Source organism: Alkalimonas collagenimarina (genome assembly GCF_030717845.1).
Classification (GTDB): domain Bacteria; phylum Pseudomonadota; class Gammaproteobacteria; order Enterobacterales; family Alteromonadaceae; genus Alkalimonas; species Alkalimonas collagenimarina.
In genome coordinates this window covers 141,253-161,187 of sequence record NZ_JAUZVZ010000008.1, presented here as the reverse complement: position 1 = coordinate 161,187, position 19,935 = coordinate 141,253, and the positions used below count along the sequence as shown (strand labels likewise).

Annotated in this window: 16 protein-coding genes; 5 read left to right on the top strand and 11 right to left on the bottom strand. The window is 50.4% G+C overall.

Features of this window, described 5'->3' with window-relative positions; translation table 11 throughout:
• Positions 1-76 precede the first annotated feature (76 nt).
• Positions 77-751 (top strand): DUF3334 family protein, encoded by a 675-nt coding sequence (locus Q3O60_RS07645; RefSeq protein ID WP_305893316.1) that lies wholly within the window; start codon positions 77-79, stop codon positions 749-751.
• Here Q3O60_RS07645 and Q3O60_RS07640 read toward each other — a convergent pair.
• The 4 genes from Q3O60_RS07640 to Q3O60_RS07625 are packed head-to-tail and all read right to left on the bottom strand — an operon-like array spanning position 748 to position 3,954.
• On the bottom strand, positions 748-2,001 hold the full coding sequence (locus tag Q3O60_RS07640; RefSeq protein WP_305893315.1) for an ATP-binding protein: 1,254 nt from the start codon (positions 1,999-2,001) through the stop codon (positions 748-750). The genes Q3O60_RS07645 and Q3O60_RS07640 overlap by 4 nt on opposite strands.
• The gene (locus Q3O60_RS07635; protein ID WP_305893314.1) at positions 2,001-2,696 is read right to left on the bottom strand and encodes a response regulator; all 696 of its coding nucleotides are present in this window, start codon (positions 2,694-2,696) and stop codon (positions 2,001-2,003) included. Before Q3O60_RS07635 ends, Q3O60_RS07640 begins: the two co-directional genes overlap by 1 nt.
• Complete coding sequence (locus Q3O60_RS07630) at positions 2,696-3,085, bottom strand: DUF3019 domain-containing protein (protein WP_305893313.1); 390 nt, start codon at positions 3,083-3,085, stop codon at positions 2,696-2,698. The genes Q3O60_RS07635 and Q3O60_RS07630 overlap by 1 nt, the downstream gene beginning before the upstream one ends.
• Positions 3,082-3,954: a MipA/OmpV family protein gene (locus Q3O60_RS07625; RefSeq protein WP_305893312.1), complete on the bottom strand. Its 873-nt coding sequence runs from the start codon at positions 3,952-3,954 to the stop codon at positions 3,082-3,084. Before Q3O60_RS07625 ends, Q3O60_RS07630 begins: the two co-directional genes overlap by 4 nt.
• 226 nt (positions 3,955-4,180) lie before the next feature.
• Between Q3O60_RS07625 and Q3O60_RS07620 the strand changes: the two genes are divergently transcribed.
• The 3 genes from Q3O60_RS07620 to Q3O60_RS07610 all read left to right on the top strand — a co-directional run bounded on the left by Q3O60_RS07620 (position 4,181) and on the right by Q3O60_RS07610 (position 6,699).
• Complete coding sequence (locus tag Q3O60_RS07620; protein ID WP_305893311.1) at positions 4,181-5,230, top strand: S66 peptidase family protein; 1,050 nt, start codon at positions 4,181-4,183, stop codon at positions 5,228-5,230.
• A 187-nt stretch (positions 5,231-5,417) separates the two neighbouring features.
• Positions 5,418-6,455 (top strand): LacI family DNA-binding transcriptional regulator, encoded by a 1,038-nt coding sequence (locus Q3O60_RS07615; protein ID WP_305893310.1) that lies wholly within the window; start codon positions 5,418-5,420, stop codon positions 6,453-6,455.
• Between the two features lies 1 nt (position 6,456).
• Positions 6,457-6,699: an EexN family lipoprotein gene (locus Q3O60_RS07610; RefSeq protein ID WP_305893309.1), complete on the top strand. Its 243-nt coding sequence runs from the start codon at positions 6,457-6,459 to the stop codon at positions 6,697-6,699.
• Between the two features lie 50 nt (positions 6,700-6,749).
• On the opposite strand, the gene Q3O60_RS07605 is transcribed toward Q3O60_RS07610, so the two are convergent.
• The 5 genes from Q3O60_RS07605 to Q3O60_RS07585 form a co-directional block, all read right to left on the bottom strand.
• Positions 6,750-8,504 (bottom strand): alpha-amylase family glycosyl hydrolase, encoded by a 1,755-nt coding sequence (locus Q3O60_RS07605; protein WP_305893308.1) that lies wholly within the window; start codon positions 8,502-8,504, stop codon positions 6,750-6,752.
• Between the two features lie 6 nt (positions 8,505-8,510).
• On the bottom strand, positions 8,511-10,016 hold the full coding sequence (locus tag Q3O60_RS07600) for an MFS transporter (protein ID WP_305893307.1): 1,506 nt from the start codon (positions 10,014-10,016) through the stop codon (positions 8,511-8,513).
• 149 nt (positions 10,017-10,165) lie between these two features.
• Positions 10,166-10,603: a YybH family protein gene (locus tag Q3O60_RS07595; RefSeq protein ID WP_305893306.1), complete on the bottom strand. Its 438-nt coding sequence runs from the start codon at positions 10,601-10,603 to the stop codon at positions 10,166-10,168.
• A gap of 171 nt (positions 10,604-10,774) precedes the next feature.
• Positions 10,775-13,219 carry a glycoside hydrolase family 31 protein gene (locus Q3O60_RS07590; RefSeq protein WP_305893305.1) on the bottom strand — a complete coding sequence of 815 codons (2,445 nt, stop codon included), beginning with the start codon at positions 13,217-13,219 and terminating at the stop codon, positions 10,775-10,777.
• A 2-nt stretch (positions 13,220-13,221) separates the two neighbouring features.
• On the bottom strand, positions 13,222-15,147 hold the full coding sequence (locus tag Q3O60_RS07585; RefSeq protein WP_305893304.1) for an alpha-amylase family protein: 1,926 nt from the start codon (positions 15,145-15,147) through the stop codon (positions 13,222-13,224).
• A 185-nt stretch (positions 15,148-15,332) separates the two neighbouring features.
• Here Q3O60_RS07585 and Q3O60_RS07580 point away from each other — a divergent pair, with 185 nt between their 5' ends.
• Positions 15,333-15,455, top strand: a complete 123-nt coding sequence (locus Q3O60_RS07580; RefSeq protein WP_305893303.1) for a hypothetical protein — start codon at positions 15,333-15,335, stop codon at positions 15,453-15,455.
• Here the strand turns inward: Q3O60_RS07580 and Q3O60_RS07575 are convergent.
• A complete protein-coding gene (locus Q3O60_RS07575) occupies positions 15,452-15,772 on the bottom strand; it encodes a hypothetical protein (protein ID WP_305893302.1) in 321 nt (106 codons plus the stop codon). The genes Q3O60_RS07580 and Q3O60_RS07575 overlap by 4 nt on opposite strands.
• A gap of 122 nt (positions 15,773-15,894) precedes the next feature.
• Positions 15,895-19,869 carry an alpha-1,6-glucosidase domain-containing protein gene (locus Q3O60_RS07570; protein ID WP_305893301.1) on the bottom strand — a complete coding sequence of 1,325 codons (3,975 nt, stop codon included), beginning with the start codon at positions 19,867-19,869 and terminating at the stop codon, positions 15,895-15,897.
• Between the last annotated feature and the right edge of the window lie 66 nt (positions 19,870-19,935).

Sequence of the window (19,935 nt, the reverse complement as noted above, 5' to 3'; positions counted from 1 at the left end):
ACAGCAGAGAGCAAGACTAGGCGCAGCCTGCAATTTCAGCATATACTGTCGGTAAAATAGCTGTCAGAGTGTATTAATGAAGAAGAACAAAGTCGTCGCTACAGAAGATATTCTGCTCACCTTGTGTCAGTCCGTCAATGAAGTGCTGTCTGCAGCTGGCAACCGTGATGTTGCCTACTCACCGATGGTGCAAAAAATTCAGAAAACTTGCTTACGCCCTGACTTAGGTTGCTTTGTGTTGTTTGATGGCGGTTTTTCAGGTCTGGTGGTGATCAACTTTACCTCACAAGCCGCGATGGAAATTTATCGCAAGTACATGATGAGTATGGGCATGCCGGAATCTGAATTAGCTCAATTTCATACCTCAGATGAAGTGGGTAACGTCATGGGCGAACTGATGAATCAGATTGTCGGTGATTTTACCAACAAAGTGCGCCACGATTTACAAACATCCATCAATCAAAGCCAACCTAAAATGATGGCCATCAACAAACAAGTACAAATCCTTATTAACACCCAGCTGGACCAGCCACAAGCTCGCCGGGTTACATTCAACACGCCTGAGCACAATATCTTTTATCTGGAACTGGCCATGGATAAGACCGAGTTTATCCAGTTGCATGAGTTTGAAAAAACCGCCCGGGAAAACCCTGACGATATTCTGGAAAATGCTCAACAAGGCAGTTACGAAGTCGCCAACGAAGTCAGCGCCGATGTCGATGAAGATTTTCTGAAGGATTTAGGTCTCTAAGACGCCACAGACTCCCTCGGTGCAAGTTCTCTCGGTACCAGCACCAAACTAAAGCGGGCCCCTCCCAATGGGGCCATGCTAATCACCAAACGACCATGATGCCACTCCATAATACGACAGACGATCGCCAATCCTAAGCCAAAACCACCGGTGTGTGGCCGTCTAGGTTGATCCAGCCGCTGAAACGGCTTGGTAATTTGCTGCCGCATCTCAGCGGCAACACCGGGTCCATCGTCATCAACATGCAGCCATAATTCACTATTTTTCTGTTCCAGGCTTACTTGAATACGTTGTTTGGCATAGCCTTTGGCATTTTGCAATAAGTTGACAATCGCCCGCTCGAGATAATGCCCATCGGCTGCGAAGTTACACGTCGCTGGCAGCTGCAACTCAATAGAAGGGCCGGGCAATACCGCCAATTGCTCTTGAATACTATGCAGTAACTCCACAATATCAACCGAGCTTGGTTGCAGTTGAGGCATCGCCACTTCCAGACGAGCGTAATCCAACATTTCGTCCACCAATCGCTGCAGTACCCGAACATCTTGTTGCATCAATTGACGCTCCTGCCCGGTTAAGTGCTGAGCAATTTCCAAAGCAAAACTTAGCCGGGCTAAAGGGGTACGTAATTCATGCGACACGGCATGTGTCATCTCTTTTTGCAACGATAATAAACGTTGGATCTGCGCCTGCATCTGACGCACGCTATCGGCAATCGGCGCTAACATGGAGTGAGCAGGCACTGATACGGCTGACGATTGTCCCTCCCCCATCAAGCCAAGATCCCGCTGTAAATATTTGATATCTCGTGCCAAAGGCCATAACCAGAGTGCCACCGCAATGCCAAGCAAAACAAAAAACAGCACGCTTAAACCCAATCGCAGCGGTGACTCACTTTCCAGCTCTACCGGCCCAAACTGCCATAACTCATTGTGATGTAAACCGAAGAGGTAAAGCTCGGAGCCTTGCGTAAATAAAGGCAACACCTCACCTCGCTGCAAAGCATGCTGCTCTTGCTCGGACCACTGGATGCTACCCGATGCTAGCATCTGGCTAGGCATGGCCAGTGAGGCACTAAGCTCTGAAGCAGACTCATGTTGCAAGCTTAACTGAACTTGCTGTTGCCAGTATGGCACCGAAGCAGGCAGGTCTGCATCAGACCAAATTTGCCATAGCTGCTCAATGCTCCAACCCAGCCCAAGTAGTAAAATCAATAAAAATAAATAAAAACGGATGAATAAGCGCTGCATCAGTTTGCCCAGGCATCGGCGACAAACAAGTAGCCTTTCCCCCAGACGGTTTTAATGCGAAAGGGCGTTTCAGTATTATCATTCAGCTTTTTGCGTAAATGCGATATCCGAACATCGACGGACCGGTCCAAGCCATCGTAAGGACGACCGATCACTTGTTGGTGGATTTCTTCTCGCCGAACCGTCTGGCCGGCGTGTTGAGCCAGCATCCATAGCAAGTCGAACTCGTAGCTGGTTAGCTCAACCCGGTCACCGGTTAGAAACACTTCACGCGCCCTTCGCTTTAATTGCAAATTACCGAAGCTCAATTCGTATTGATGATCGGGCTCAACCGGTTGGTGACGACGCAATAAGGCATGAATACGTGCCAACAAGACCCGTGGCTCAACCGGTTTAATGACATAATCATCCGCTCCTAGCTCCAACCCGAGCACCTGATCAATATCACTTTGCTTGGCGGTTAACATCAAGATGGGCCCGGTAAAACGAGGCCGAATCTGCCGACAAACACCATAACCATCCAGGCCTGGTAACATCAAGTCCAGAATGATCAAATCTGGTTTAAAGCGGCCACAATGCTCAGCCACCGCACTGCCATTGCCTTGAATCTCAACCTCGAAACCATGTTGTTTCAGATAGCTTTGCACCAACTCAGCCAGACGCTGATCATCTTCCACCAACAATACTTTACTCATTAGAATACACTCCAGGGTGCAACCAGACGTCGACGACGTTTTGGTTGTCGACTCACAGTTTTCAAGGTTTCATACGCTACAATATGCTCTGCACTGCGCAGTGATAGCATGGCTTGCTCTGGCCATTGCAATGACGCACGCCACTGGCCGCGCTGCTGCGATGGCCAGCAGGTTAATAATTCATCGGCCAGATAAAGGCAAAGATCAACAGGTTCAGGGCTACTCCAGGCAATAGCAAGCTCCGCCTCGCAGCCACCTCCCTGCTCACTGGAAATACAGACAACAGGCATCGCTGACCAACAAAGATCAGTGCTACATTCCTCTGCGGCTACCCCGCCGGTCCAAAGCAAAGCCAGCAACAACGTGACTTTACTGTCGAATCCATTCATGAGTTAAATCGGTAACTCCATCCTATAAACCAACTCTGTACATAGTTTTGCTTTACCAGTGGGCTGCGGGTCATCGCATTATCGAGCCAGCGATAGCGATAAAAGGCCATCAGGCTCCAACCAGAACGTATTGGTAGTGACCAGCCCATCTCAACCTCTGGCTGCCAGCTGGCCTTACCATGATAACGCGGCAAATGAGGAGCCTCATTGGCGCCGATACCATAATAACGATCAATCAGTTGTTCACTTTTCCAATGCAAACCAGCACTCCAGCGCCAATGCCCGTAAGCACTCTGCTGATACCAACTCATCACGGTACTCAATTGGTGGCCATGATGCTGACCAGATATATCTGTCCACGCATTCATTCGCAGCGACCACTGTTCATAGTGAGCATTTAATTGTACACCGGCATCCCAAGCCGTCGGGCGCCGACTCACCTGATCCACAGACACTTTAGCCCGTTGTTGGTTCCTCAATTCTTGTTCTTGCGAAACCGTAGGCATCGACTGAAACGTTTGATCGAACACATTGATGTTGCTAATGTGCCAACGATAAAAGTACCCTTTTTCGGGATTAAGCCGACTGACCACGCTCAAGGTCCAATGCTCTTCCCTCAGCGCACTTATACCAAAAATGCCATTGTCAAAAAATGCATAGCGGCCATAATAGCTCACATCCGGCATCAGCAGCAGCGGCAGTGGCTTAGCACCATGCAAGGGGGTAGAGCTTTGCCCTAACCCAACAGCCAGCCCAAGCTGCCAGCTTGATTCATCAATGTAACGCTCATCAGCCAAACTGACTTGTACTGTCAGGCTCAAAGTAAGGCTTAAGACGATACTGCTGATTGTAGTTGCTATTTTGTTCATACCACGACCTGTTCACTGCATCTTGCTTTGTTCAGTTTATCACCGCTATTGCTACACTCTAAAGCAAAGTAACATTGTTTCACAATTTAACGTCCCCTTCCGACACACTCTCCAACCACTTTAGAACACTCTCCCCATTTGGAATAAAAAATTCCACAAGATAGTTTGATTAATAATAAAAAATTGTATTAGACTGACTATTCGTCGACCTCAAGGGAGCATCTGCATGAATAAACGACAGTTACTTAAATTAAGCTTAGCGTCCGCATTGCTGCCTCTTATGTCATGCTCGGGTATGGCCGCCACCGCTGTCCATCGCTCTGGCGTACTATTGCCGGCTCCTTTAAAACGAGGCGATACCATTGGTGTCGTCAGTCCCTCTGGTGCCATTGCCTCGCGGCAGGGCTCGCAATTTGCCATCGAATCCATGGAGGCTTTAGGTTTTACAGTGAAAGCTGGTCAGCACTTTCGCAGCCGTCATGGCCATCTTGCCGGTCAGGATGAAGACCGCGCGGCTGATTTCAATAGCATGTTTGCTGATCCTGAAGTTAAAGCGGTGATCTGTCTGCGCGGCGGCTCAGGAGCCGCGCGGATATTGCCACTGATTGATTATGATCTGGTCCGGCAGAACCCTAAAATTGTGCTGGGTTATTCAGACATAACCGCCATCCATAATGCATTGCATGCTAAAACCGGTTTGGTGACCTTCCATGGCCCCAATGGTAGCAGTCGCTGGCATGATTTTAACGTGCAGCAATTCGAGCAACTTTTTTTCGAGCAACAACTGCTTACTTTTGCCAACGAGCAGTCGATCAATGATGATTTGATTGTCCGTCAAAATCGCACCCAAACCATTCGCAACGGCAAAGCCATTGGTGAACTCGTGGGTGGCAACTTAACCGTACTGACATCCTTATCTGGCACTCCTTATTTGCCTGACTTTCGGGGTAAAATTTTATTTCTGGAAGACATTAATGAAGCCCCCTATAAAATTGATCGCATGATGAGTACCTTGCGGTTAAATGGTACATTGCAGCAAATCAGTGGTTTTATCTTTGGTGATTGTGCCCGCTGCGAGCCAGGTGGTGGCTGGGGTAGCCTGACCTTGGATCAAATTTTCGATGATTATATTCTGCCATTGAATATACCGGCCTTCAGTGGCGCCATGATCGGCCATATCCCACGGCAATTTATTGTTCCTGTCGGAGCCAAAGCAGAAATGAATGCTGATAACGGTACCTTTCGCTTGCTCGAGCCGGTTTTCCAAGCCGGATAACCTCATCCTTCACGTTGCTCAGGCCATCAGCAGATCCTAAAGGTAGCCTGAGCGGCTCATCCGCTAAAGGTTTGAATCCAACAGCGCTTCAGTCTATGATAGCTGCAGGTGTCCGCAAAGGCCGTTATTAAGTCATTGTCGCTCCACATTTTTGTTGTTAGCCAACCTCATTGGTAGAGCGTGATCCATGAAAGACAAAGCAACTTCTTTTGATATTGCATACCTAGCCGGGGTGTCTCAGTCGACCGTCTCGAGGGCTCTGCGTGATAGCCCTCAGGTCAATAAAGAAACCCGTGATAAAGTTCATGCTATTGCAAGGCAGTTAAACTACAAAGTCGATAAAAATGCCAGTAACCTGCGGAAGCAACGCAGCAGTACACTGGCGTTACTACTGTTTGAAGACCCAACCACCGATGAATCGCTGATTAACCCATTCTTTTTATCCATGCTCGGCAGCATTACCCGCGCCTGCGCACAGCGGGGTCAGGATTTATTAGTCTCGTTTCAGCAACTCAGCGATGATTGGCATGCCGATTATGAAGATACCAAAAAAGCCGATGGCATCATTCTGCTAGGATATGGTGATTACGAAGATTACGAGGAAAAGTTGGACAAGCTACTGGCACAAGAAACCCACTTTGTCTGTTGGGGTGCCGAGGTGGAAGGGCACCCGGATTTTTCCATTCGTAGCAATAACCGGCAAGGTGGCCGCTTGGCAGGCGAGCATTTATTGCAACTTGGTCATAAACACTTTGCGTTTATTGGCAATGCATCTGCTGGCAGCCCCGAGTTTAACCAACGTTTTCTTGGTTTTACCGATGCGTTGCAAGACGCTGGCATTCATCTCAAGCAGATCCCACAATACAATGCAATTTCGACGGAACAGGCTGGTCAACTGGCAACCTTAAACTTGCTGGATGCAGGGCATCCGGTCGATGCTATTTTCTGTGCCAGTGATTTGATTGCCATTGGCGTGATGCAAGGCATTCAACTGCGTGGTTTAAAAGTACCAGAAGATATTGCCGTAGTTGGCTTTGATGATATTCCTGTCGCCTCGTACGCTAACCCACCACTAAGCACCATCCAGCAAGACACCACGCTGGCTGGCGAGATGCTGGTGCAGAACCTGCTGCAATTGATCAACAATCAGCCCATTGAAACCAATCAGATTGAACCAAAAATAGTGATCCGTAAATCGTGCGGCACCACTCCCAGTAAAGGATAACATGATGAAGAAAATAGCCTTATTGTTTAGCTCAACCTTACTTTTGGTTGCCTGCGGCGGAGCACCATCTGCCGACAAGTTAGCCAAGGATCCCGAACTTCTGGCCAAAGTGATGACGGAGTGTGCCGAGCTCGGTTTAAAAGGGGAAAGTACGGATATCGCCAAATGCAACAATGCCAAAAAGGCGCAGCAGCAACTACTGGATGATGCAAAAAAAGAGCTGGATAAGCTGCTAGGTAATTAACCCGGTATTCAAGGCTGCGCCAGCATGGCGCAGCTTCTATCGATTCAGTACTACTTCGATTGCATAATCAGCAAACCATCGCTCGCCAATTGTCTGCCATCCAAATCATAGCCCCAGATGACATCCAGACCGCTCTGTTCTGCTAACACCGCTGAAATATCTGTCATCTCACCGGCTAAATTCAGCACAAATACCGTGCGCTGCTTATCTAACTCACGTGTTACCGTCAGGACCCCCTGCAGCGGCGACTGCACTTCATAAGAGCCGTTCAGACTCATTTCTGGCCGTTGCTTTTGCATAGCAATCAACTGGCGGTGCAGCTGCCACAAAGAATCCAGTTGAGCTCGCTGCGCCGCTACGATGCGATCGCCAGTTGCCAATTGCTCTGCCAGGAAATCCGGCCACCAGAGTTCAAAGTTCTGAGTAAAGAGCTCATTCTGCTCCACCCAGCTAAGCTCGGCTTTAGTAAAGCCCGCCTGATGACTTTGATCCCACAACATCGGCGCCCGCTTATACACATCATGGCCACTTTGCTGCTGAGTAAGGCCAATTTCTTCACCATAATAGATGTATTTTGTACCCGGTGAGCTGAATAATAATGCGGCCGCCTGCTTGGCTTTGGCCTGATTTTCCTGCAACTGAAAAGCCACCCGATCCTGATCATGATTGGTCAGAAAAGGAGTGAAAAAAGCCAGTGGAGCTCCAGAATCGAGCCGGCGTTGTACATTAGCAGCGAGAGGATGCAACTCACCGTCTGACATCTGACCAGACTGCTGACTCATGGTGCCAAACTGAGCTTCGGTGGCAAGGCCTTGCTGCAATAAATCCAGCACGATGTAACCAAATTCAAAATCAAAGCCCTGATCCAGCCCTTTACCATCCCCCCAGTATTTAGCCGCTACCGGAATATCCACCCAAGCCTCGCCGACCAGATACGCCTCTGGGTTAACGCTTTTGACAAAGGCATTAAAGTCTTGCCAGTAATCAATGGTCTCTGGTAAATCTGCCTGCCCTTCAGGCCCGCGCTCAATCACAAAACGAACGGCATCGAGCCGAAACCCATCAACCCCTTTATCCAGCCAGAACTTAGCCATGGTCTTCATTTCTTCGATGACATCCGGGTGCTCCAGGTTGAGATCCGGCTGAGTGGCACCAAAAGCGGCGTAGTAGTATTCACCACGAGTTTCATCAAAGTGCCAGACCGCTTCAGGTAAATCATTCGTCCCCCAGGCATGCCCCCAGCCTTTACCTACCGCAGGTAAATCTTCACGCCAGATAAAGTAATCGCTGTAGGGCTCAACCCGCTCTGCTGATAAACGGAACCACTCGTGCTCTCGCGAAATATGGTTGATCACCAAATCCAAAATGACTTTGATATCACGCGCTTCAGCTTCGTTTAAAAAACGCTCAAAATCAGCCATGGTGCCATAGTCGGATTCAACCTGATAAAACTCAGTAAAGTCATAGCCATGGTAAGACGGCGCTTCAAACATCGGCGTCAACCAAATGGCATCGATGCCCAGCTCCGATAAATAAGGCAGCTTGGCGGTCATGCCATTAAAATCGCCATGACCATCGCCGGTGGTATCATAAAAGCTACGCGGCCAAATCTGGTAAAAAACCGCATCATCCCACCAAGGCGCTTCGCTAGCTTGCTCAGAATCATGCTGCAGAGCGAATGAGCTCTGTTCTGCTGAAGCCTGCTCTGATGAAGCCGGTTCCGGTGCTGGCTGACAAGCAGCCAGCATGAGCGCCACAAACAAGCCACAGCAGAGGCGGATAGAATCTTGTAACCACAATCGCATCGTCAATTACCCTTTTACTGTTTTACTGGTTCGCACAAATAACACCGCAACCGCCGCAATTAGATAACTAATGCCGCCCAATGCTAATGCGTAAATCGCCTGACCATCAAAGAAATAGGTGAGCAGGCTGCCCAAAATAGCGGCTGCCAGCAGTTGCGGCAGCACGATAAAGATATTAAAGATCCCCATGTATACGCCCATCTTATGGGCCGGTAAGCTATTCGACAGCAACGCATACGGCAATGACAAAATAGAGGCCCAAGCAATACCGATACCAATCATCGGCAGCCACAGCAATGCGGGATCCGTAATAAAGAAGAATGAGAACAAGCCAAGCGCTCCGCACACCAGATTCAGACTATGGGTGCGCTGAGTGGTAATACGCCGGGCTAACCAGGGAATACCCAGTGCTGCAATCGCAGCAAAACCGTTGTAGACAGAGAATAAAACACCGACCCAATCAGCGCCGGTATTGTATGCTAAAGAGGTGGTATCGCTGGTACCATAATGATGGCTGGTCACAGCGGCAGTGGTATAGATCCACATGGCAAACAGCGGGAACCAGGAAAAGAACTGCACTACTGCCAGTTGCTTCATGGTGCTTGGCATGGCGTACAAATCATCAATAATTTGCACCAGCATATTGCGGTTTTGCTGTTGCTTGAACCAGCTCGTTAACCATTGCAGCACACCAAAAGCAGCAATCAAGGCACCGAGCAAATAGAGGTTCTGATCCAGCTGCTGGAAATAAACGAAGGCCCACAGCAACACGCCAATCACAACAGCCGCCGCACCACTTAACCAGTAGTTGTCATGTACTTTGACCACTTCCACTTCAACCGGATTGGCTTGTTGCTCCGCAGCTTCAAAAGCAGCCAGCTGATCCGGGCTGTATTCTTTACTGCGAATGATGGTCCAGCCTACCGCCAAAAATAGCACCACACCGCCAGCATAGAAGGAATACACCACCGAGGCAGGGATCTCACCAGCAGGTGCCGTATTGGCCACACCAAACCAATTGGTCATGATCCATGGCAAGGCAGATGCCACGACGGCTCCGACACCAATAAAGAAGCTTTGCATGGCAAAACCGAGCGGCCGTTGCTTTTTATTCAAATTGTCACCAACAAAAGCCCGGAACGGCTCCATGGTGACGTTGATGGCAGCATCGAGGATCCAAAGCATCAAGGCAGCGACCCACAGATAAGGCGAGTTTGGCATAAACACCAAGGCCAGGGTAGTGGCCAGGGCGCCATACAAGAAAAAGGGGCGACGACGACCAAGTTTGGTCCAGGTTTTATCGCTAAAATGGCCAATAATGGGCTGAACCAATAAACCGGTTAAAGGAGCCGCCACCCAAAGGATAGCGATTTGGTCCATTTCAGCGCCCAGAGTCTGAAAGATCCGACTGACATTACCATTTTGCAAAGCAAAACCGAATTGAATGCCAAAAAAGCCCAGACACATATTCCAGATTTGCCAAAAATTGAGATCAGGTTTTTGCTGCTGCATTGTTTTTATCTCGAACACTGTTGATCCATCTTTGATAACCTTATTATGGTGCAACAACAAGATGAATACGTATTCAAACCAGCAAAACTGTCACAAAATAGTGCAAAACAGGCTAAACCACTCAGCAGAGTAAGGCCATCGGCTATAGCTTACTCAGGCTTAAGCTCGAACTGCCCCAGGCCGCTCTCCATATCTACTGGCACTGAAAAGTGCTCATGAATAATTTTCCAGCCATCAGTTTGTAGTTGCCAGCATTGGGTACAACGTAACCAACATACATGCTGCTGACCTTCGGCATCGGTGCCGCCAGCCAGGTTCAAAAAGTGACAAAAAGCCAGCTCATTGTCGGCTTGCACTTCCAGTTGGTGAATGTCAAAACAGAAGGTACCCGGGCAATACTCCATGCACTCTTGCCAGTGCTGCTGATAGGCATCGCGGCTGTTAAACTGCAAAGGCCCCATGGCATCAAAGGCACGCAGTGGCGGGCTGTAAAACTGCATGATCGCTTTCACATCTTTACTCGTTACCGCTTGCTGCCATGCCTCGAGCAACTGGCGAATTTGTTGCGCGTGTTTGTGATCGGTCATTGTGGTCTCCTTTCATGAACTGTGTCACTAACGGTCGTTTCATCATGCGTTATTTCGACAGACCAGACCGATATTTAGCGTAAAAAAATGTAAGCAAATATCACAATGAAAGACAAGAAAAGCCAGTACCCAACTGCTGTACTGGCTTTGAACGGGAGAACGGTTGGTTGATTAGTTCAGAGTCAACTGAGTATCCTGTTGCCAGTTCAGTTGCACCACAATAGCGCCATCGCGATTGCGCCAGGCACCTTCCCCGCCTTTCGCGACCGACTCAGCCTGCACTTCTAAAGTACGGCCATCTACCTGAACCTGCTGCCAGTGCGCCGGGGCCTGATGCACCACTAACATCAAGTGCCGTGCAGCTGGCATACCAGAATAATCGCCTTGTCGCGTCAATGTCAGGTTAAGCTGCTGATCCTGCTGATTGCTGGCATGAAATTGCAACAGCTCAAAGGCGCCATCCTGCAAGCTGGTACGGCTTACGCCATCGTCTTCATACATCTCGCCTTGGCTTTGGCCAACACTGGCATCATGCCAGTAGTGCAGCTCCAGCTGCTTGCTGCTGTAGTGATCCGTAGTTTGCATGGAGGCGACCATCGGCACAAAAGCACCAGCCTTCACCAGCACAGGAATGGTTTCCAACGTCACCGGCACAGTCAGCGACTGGCCACCTTTGTAGCGACTGCCATCAAAGAAATCAAACCAAATGCCCGCTGGCGCATTGACCGTCCACTCGGTCACACCTGGCTCGGTGACTGGCGCAACTAAGAACGCATCGCCCCACAGGTAGCTGTTACGCTCATCAATAAAGGCGGTATTATCAGGCTCCAGATAAAACAATGGCCGCATCAAGGGTAAACCCAGCGTACTGTGCTGATAGGCTAAGGTGTAATTGTATGGCAGCATCCGATAACGCAGCTGGATAAAATCACGGGTGATACGTTGAGTAGTGCCATCATGAAACACTGGCTCTGGCGCGATATGCTCCTGCGCATGCGGTCGGTAGACGGGTTGAAACACACCATACTGCATCCAGCGGGTGTACATCTCGGCATCGAACTGCTCGCCACCGGCAAAGCCGCCCAAGTCAGAGTGGATGTAACCAAAGCCAAACAAACTCATTTGCAGCGCCAACTCGACCTGAGGCTCTAAACCGCCCCAGCTGCGATCAACATCGCCGGTCCAGGGGATCATGCCATAACGCTGCGAACCCGGTGCACCAGAGCGCATCATGATAAAAGGACGCAATGTCGGGTAATCACGTACGTGGCGTTCAAACACCATTTTGGCCCACTCATGGCCATAGGCATTGTGAATTTCATCCGCCGTGGCGGTGCCATCAGGCAACTGGTGAATGGTATCGTGCGGATGCACCTCTGGTTCACCCAAATCGCCCCACCAGCCGGCCACACCTTGCTGCATCAGACCATGGTAAATTTGCCAGAACCATTCGGCGGCTTCCGGTTTAAAGACATCAATTAAGCCGGTATTGCCAAAGTAAAAATCAAAGGTTTTTGGCTTGCCAGCCAGATTAAGCGCCAGCACTTGTTCCTCCACCGCTTCTTGCCAGCGGTTGGAGCTGGTCAGCATAAAAGGCTCAGTGATCAATATGGTTTTCACCCCCAGTTCGCGAAAATCAGTAATCATCTGCTCTGGATTAGGGAAAGCATCTTTATCCCAGGCCAGATTGCCCATATGGCCCTGAATATCCGGGCCAAACCAATACAAATCCAGCACAATGGCATCGAGTGGAAAGCCTTGTTCAATAAAGCGTTGCACTGTATCGCGCGCTTCTTGTTCGGTACGATAACCAAAGCGGGAGGCGTAATTACCCAGCGCCCAGCGTGGCGGCATTGGCGGCATGCCGCTGGCCTGAAGGTACTGCTGTAAGGTATGCTGATAACTCTCACCCGCCGCCACAATGTAACCAGTGCGACCTGCCACGGCTTCAAACTGCAGTACGTCAGCTTCAGTTTTGCCTAAATCAATAAAACCACTGGCGGAATTATCAAATAACAGCATGTAGTTGTTGCTGGATAAAACCGCTGGCAGGCTAAAGTACATTTGCTCAGACTCGGTGGTGTAACCGTAGTCAGCCTTGTTGTAAAGCGGCAAACGATGACCTCGTCGGTCCATGCCTAGCACCCGCTGCCCGGCTCCCATCAGCTTTTCATCGGGTTGCAGCTGAAAGCGAAAACCACGCAGAGTGTCATGCTGAAACAAGCCCTGTTCTTCGGCCAAAAACACCTTGCCATGTCGCTCATAGCTCAGTTGCAACGATGCCTTATCGATAAGCACAGTCAGTGCTTCGGTGCCATAACGCAAAACGTCACTTTGCACCTCCAAGCCAGCTGATACAAGCTCTTGCTGTGTTGGCAAGGTAAACGAAGGCAGCTGCTTTACCCCTTCAGTCTGATAAAAGGCTTCAACCACTGCTGGTTGATGAAAGCGCAGCAGCAACTGGCCATCTGTGGTTTGTATTACCAGGCCGTCATCGGTCAATTGATGGCTTTGGTAATCGGCTGCTTGCAAAGGCAATACCCACAACAGGGCCAGCAGGCAGAGCCAGTTCGAGCTGCGACGTAGCTGCAAGAAATTAGCGGGCAGAAGTCTCATGGTTATTCCTCAAGCTGTAAGATCAGCGATGCCAGGGGGGCCAGCGCTAATGGCACCGAGCCGACACCATCCTGCACTGTTAGCGTCGTGGCAAGCTCGCCATACAGCTGCTCTGACAAGGTATAGTCACCATCAGTCAGACCCCAAGCGGCAATGAGATCGGCTGGGATAGTCAGGCTTAGCGGCGGATAAGCCGCATCACGCAGGTTGGCCACCACCAGCAATTTTTGCGTATCGCTCCAACGCAAGTAAGACAGCAGTTTGTCATCGTAATGCTCAGTTTTCTCGCGGTTGGCTCGATGGATCTCAGCATAATGGCCATTCATTGCGGGTTGCTCGGCGCTGAATCGCATTAGACGGACATAAAAATCACGCAGCTGCCGCTCGTCGTCGGTCAAAGCACCGCCATCAAATTTACCGTCGTTCATCCAGCGCTGATGGGCTGGTACGCCCCAGTAATCGAAAATGGTGGTGCGACTGGCTTTACCAAAGCCTGCATCTTCACTAGCAGCCTCGCCCACATCCTGACCAAAGTAAAGCATGGTTGGTGAGGTGCTGATGGTCGCTGAAATTAACATGGCAGGCATGCCTAAGCGGGCATCACCGGCAAATTCGGGGCTGGCCAAACGTTGCTCGTCGTGATTTTCCAGAAAATGCAGCATATGATGCTCGATATCAGCCATGCCTTCTTGCACCTCGATCAGCGCATCGGTGCTGCCATGGCCCTGCATCGCCCATTTCAGGTTGTCATAAAACTCAACTTTGTCATACAGGTAATCCATGCGACCCAAATGCAGGTAATCACGATACAAATGCGGTTGATACACTTCTGCTAGCAAGAAAGCATCTGGATTGACCTGCTTGATGTGCGAGTTCAGGTAGCTCCAAAACTCCACCGGTACCATTTCGGCCATATCATAGCGAAATCCATCCACGCCCATCTCAGTCCAGTACAACACGATATCGCGGAATTTCTCCCAGGAATCAGGCACATCACGGCCCTGCCAGAACGTATAGTGCTCCTCAATGCTCTTTTGCGCATACTCGGCTGGCAGGCTATCAAAGTCGTAACTGCCATCTGGCCGCACGCCAAAGTTGATTTTCACCGTCTCGTACCAGTCGTCAAAGGCTGGCTGAGCAGCCCGTGAGCCATTGCCAGTCCATTTGGCCGGATACTCATCAAAGCTACCATCAGCTAATGGATGTGACTCACCGCCCAGTACCTGATAATCATCTGGCCAGGCAGGTACCTGAAACGCCTCACCAGGGATGTAGTAGAAATTGTTGTCACGGGCATAGGCTACGCTGGTATCGTCGCTAGCGCCAAAGTCAGCGACCCCTTCTGGCCGACTGATTGACTGATAATTGCGCGCGACATGGTTTGGTACGATATCGATCAACACTTTCATGTCGTGAGCATGAGTACGGGCAATCAGTGCCTGAAACTCCTGCAAGCGATTGGCTGGGTCATCCGCCAGATCGGGGCTCACATTGTAATAATCTTTCACCGCGTAAGGCGATCCCGCCCGGCCTTTCACTACATCCGGGTCATCCAATGAAATGCCGTACTCAGTGTAATCGCGGATCACCGCATGATGCGGCACACCGGTGTACCAAACATGCGTCACACCCAGCTCTTTAATGCCCGCCAGCGCTTCATCAGTAAAGTCGCTGAATTTACCAACACCATTCTCTTCCAGCGTGCCCCAAGGCTTATTGGTGGTGTTGGTATTGCCAAATAAACGGGTAAAGACCTGATATACCACTGCCTTCCCGTCACCAGACTTAGCAGCACGAGCTTGTTCTTCGGTCTCGCCTGCTGGCTGAGTAGATGATTGCGTGGATGGGTTCTGGGATTCAACCGCCGGTTGGCAGGCCAACATCAGCGCGGCAGAGACGGCAGCCAGCATAAAAGGTTTCGGGTGCATATTTAAGCTCCAATAAACAGTGATGGATTTAAATTAACGCACTTTTATGATGCAAACCTGCTTTTTTTGCTGAATACGTATGCACTGACATACTGATATCATACTAGAGTTGACTCTATTGAATCGCTGGGCAGATCCTTTTAAGTTCTCTATAGTTAGAGTGCAGATATGACTGATGCCACACTATGACTGAGTCACAACAGATGTTGCAACAAGCCGATGCGGCGATGTATCAAGCTAAAGAGGCTGGTCGTCATTGCTGGCAACAACATAATGACGCGGCCGGACAACCAGCAACGCAAACTTAGTCTGTTTCGCTGCGAGCAGCATCATCGGGCATAAAAGTACACTGCCAGCCCCAGCCGCGCTGCTTTTCAACAAAATCAGCAGCTTTCTGTTCGCAGTAGCCCGCTTCATTGCGAGCTTGCCACAATACGCTTTGTTCACCTTCGCGCTGATAACGCACTTCGCAAGGCAGTTCCCCGCCTTCCGGGTACACCACTTGAATCACCCGCACCGTATCGCCAAGCTGGCAGTGAGTGGTATGGGTTTGGCCGGCAATCACAACACCGCTAAACAGCATCGTTAAACAACAGGACATGGTTAAAAAGCACAAGGTTTTCATCGTTTTCGCCTCTCTGGTTATGTACAGATTAACCGCAGTATAGCAGAGCCAGCAGGCACTGCCCTTAAGCACAAAAAAAGGTGCCTGTGTCAGGCACCTTTTCAAAGACAAGTACATGCTGCTTAGTCGGCGGCCAGCACCGTAATCATAGGCGCTTCTGGATCAGCTGCATCCACGATGAACGTGTAATCACCATCAGCCGGAATGCTGACATTCAAATCACCGCCATTAAAGGCCAGCACCTTGGCTTCACCTAAGTTGACAGTGCCGCCATCATCACCAGCCCCGTAATTAATGGCCCCCCAGTCAGCATCGGCAAACTTAAAGTTATAGCCGCGTGCTTCCAGCGTAATGGTCACACTGTACTGGTCGTTACCGATGTAACTAAACGGCACACCAGTGCCCCAATCGCTCATCTCTCCGCGCAAATAAATGGTATTAGCATAAGGCTGCTGTTCCGCGACCGTCAGCACCGGCGCTTCTGCATTTCGTGCATCAAGACTAAAGACGTAGCGACCTGATACAGCAATGTCGATATTGAGGTTACCACCGGACCGGGCCAAAGTATTCGGTGTATCCAGCAATACATCCTGACCATCGGCACCGCCACCAAAGTCAACGGTTGACCAGTCTTCCGAGGCGATTTTAAATTCATACTGCCCAGCTTGCAGGTCGACAACGATGCTATAAATACCGGCGCCAGCATACGCCATTTCATCATCCGTGCTCCAACCATTCATGCCGCCCCGAACAAACACACTGGTGGCTTCATACGGCGGGATATCTGGCGCACCTATGGTGGCATCTGCAGCTAAACCTTCCCCCTGAGTGCCATGCTGTGCTTTAACAAACACCGCCATGGTCTGCGCAGGGACCACAAAGGTGCCAGCCCCATCCCCTTCATAAAACATCGCACTTGCTACTCGCTGATCGGCCGATGCCTGCTGTATGGCATGCAGATCAAACCCAGTTGCCGTCGGGATACTATGCGCTTGCTCTGTGACGGAGCCATTAATCACCACCACCAGTGCATCTACTGCAGGGTCAAGATCCGCATGGCCAATGCCATCGTCAATACTCATCACAATCAAACCAGGGGTTTGATTGCTGCCAACATTGTGGAAGCCGACCCGCGCCATCACATCCTCCGCCGTCCGCAGGCGGAACAATGGGTGCTGACTGCGAATTTGCAAAAACTCGGCAAAGACATCGGCAGCAAAGGCAATCTGCTCAGGCTCAACCGCCGTATTGGGGTTTAAGAACAAGCGGGCAATCTGATCCCAGTTGTCGAGATTCTTTTCTGCCAACGGCAGACCCACCGCCCAGTTATTGCTCTGCATAGTAAAGTCGACATAATTGAACCAATCACCCGCATCGTAGCTGTCTCTATCCATCGACTTCGATCGTAGGAAATCGCCACCCAGTTGCAGGAATGGAATCCCCTGACTCATCAGTGGAATGGCGATGGAAATATTTTGCGCCCGCACCCGTTCAGCCGAGCTCATCGACTCTGGTAAGCGTGCTTGCAAAATATCCCACAAGGTCTCGTTATCGTGTTTCGAAACGTAGTTGATAATATCCGCTGGCATCTCAGCATACCCGGCAGGCTGGCCATTCCAGCTTAAGCTAGAGGCTGGGCCTGACACGCCCCGGGCGTTCAATAACACGTAATCTTTCAAGGTAGCGGTTAAACTGATACGAATGATGTCCATTTCTGAAAGATCGCTATCGCTTAGCTCGGGCTGAAACAGCGCAGCACTGCGTACTCCTTCGCGGATCCGGTCATTAAAGGTACCGATACCAGAACCGGCCATATCTTGCTGCTTGGCCTGAGTAAAGAGTCGATTGTTGGCCACTTCACCGAAGTTCCAGCCCTCACCGTAGAAGTAGGTGTGCGGGTCGACCGCACGCACGGCATCACGAGCAGCCAGAATATCCTCTTTACGATGATGTCCCATGATATCGAAACGGAAATCGTTGTAGCCAAAATCCCGCGCCAGAATCACCAGCGAGTCACGGATAAATTTATCCATCATCCGATGCTCTGTGGCGGTGTTTTCGCAACAAGTCGAACGCTCAATCGTACCGGTACTCTCGTTGTAGCGATGGTAATAACCAGGCACGATTTTATCGAACACAGAGTTATCAAACAGGCCCGAAGAACTGGTGTGGTTGTACACCACGTCCAGCGCGACCCGAAGCCCCATTTCATTCAGTGCCTGGATCATCGCCCGAACTTCCCGCACCCGTGCTGGCCCTTCAGGGTTGGTCGCGTACGATCCCTCAGCAGCAATAAAGTGATGTGGATCATAACCCCAGTTAAAGCCATCCAGACTGCGCATCGACTGCACCAGTGCTTGTGCTTTCGATTCATACGGCAGATAACTCTCCAGCACCGATAAAATAGTGGCACTGTTGCTTTCCACTCCACAGACTGGTGCTTCTGGATTGAGCTGACACAAGCGGCCCACCGTATCGGTAATTTCAACCCGCTGACTGGTATCTTCATCAATGTTGGCCTGATCGGTGGCAGGCAATACATGGAAATGCGTTAAGCCTGCCTGAGCCAAACGGCGTAAATGCTGCACCGGTGCCGAATCCTCTTCGGTGAAAGCTAAGTACTTACCGCGCCAGCCTGAACGAGTACTTTCATCACGAATACTGAAATCACGAATATGGCCTTCATAGAAAACGATATCTTCCGGCTGTTCCACCACCGGCACCACACGATCATCCCAGCCTTCTGGCTTCATATCGTCATCATTCAAATCAACAAACTGACTGAAGCGACCGTTTAGCGAGACATTCAGTGAATAGGGATCGGTCGCTTCCATGACTTCGACTTCACGGGTCAGAGGATGGTAGGCCGTCACCTGATAACGATAAAACTGACGATCAAGTCCATCGCGCGCCCCCGTGTACGACCACACGCCAGTGTCATCATGCCAATCCATCAGGATGCTATCGGTTAGGTTTTTATCCGCATTGTAGACCTGCAAGCGGACCTCATGCGCGGTTGGTGCCCACACCGCAGCACTGATCTCACCGGCTTCGTAATGGATACCAAGCTCAGCAGCTAAAGCACTGTTGTCGCCATGAGCGTATAAATCATCCAACACTTTGGCGGCTTGGACATAGGTTGCGCTTAGTAGCTCCTGCTCGGCATTGTAGGCGGCCAATACCAACTGATTACGTGCCATGGCTTTCGCCTCAGTGCTGGTCAAATCCAGCATAAAGGCAGGTTGCCCGGCCAGATGGGGCACCAGCTCGCGCTGCTCATCACTCAGATCAACCGGTTGCAACTCTATACTTTGCCCGGTCAAATCGTCATCCATCACCTGAATATCGCCGTCGGTATCATAAAACAACCGAACCCGGTTGGCAGACCAGACATCGGCATTCCAGATCACCGTATGCTGGTCAATCCAATGCGCTGCCGCCCCCTGCACACTAACGCCCAGTGATAATAAGGGGTATTCAAACACCGACGCCACACCAGAAAAAGTCCAGTTCATACGGGCAAAGTCCGGATCATCCTGCGATAATGGCATGGTAAAGTCACCACCCCCCATCTCTTTGCCTGATTCCTCGGTACCAATATGAATAATAAAGTTTCCGCAGGCATCTTCGGTGCCAGCGTAGCCCTCTTTCAACTCCAAGAGCCAGTAAGCACCATAGTTTGGATCGATACCAGTGATCGGCAAACCATTGTCCCAAGAAGGAGCAACAGACTCGGGCTGATAGGCATCGCAGCTGTCGTTGTTCCAGGTATGCAGACGCCAGCCGTCGTAGTTGCCATCCTGCGGCCGTTTGTAAAACAGTACGGCTTGATTCTCTCCGGCAAAAATGACCGGATCCGGCGCATCAGGGTCGGCTCCGACCACACAGCTTTCATTCATTGCATCCGGCACGGTCGGTGCCGGGCACTGGATCGGGGGCGGGTCAATACACATGGCCCCGGTAGCATCCGGGATTTGTGGTACGTTACAGGTCAGCATTGGCTGGCCTTGTTCGGTCGAGTCACCGCAGCCACTCAGTACAAGTAACACAAGGGCGGAAGCACCGAGTTGTCCAAGTTGTTTCATGCTAAACATCATGATGTTGCTCCAAAAAAGTGGTGTTCATACCAGCTGCTCTCGCCATCAGTCATCGGCAGCCGGAAA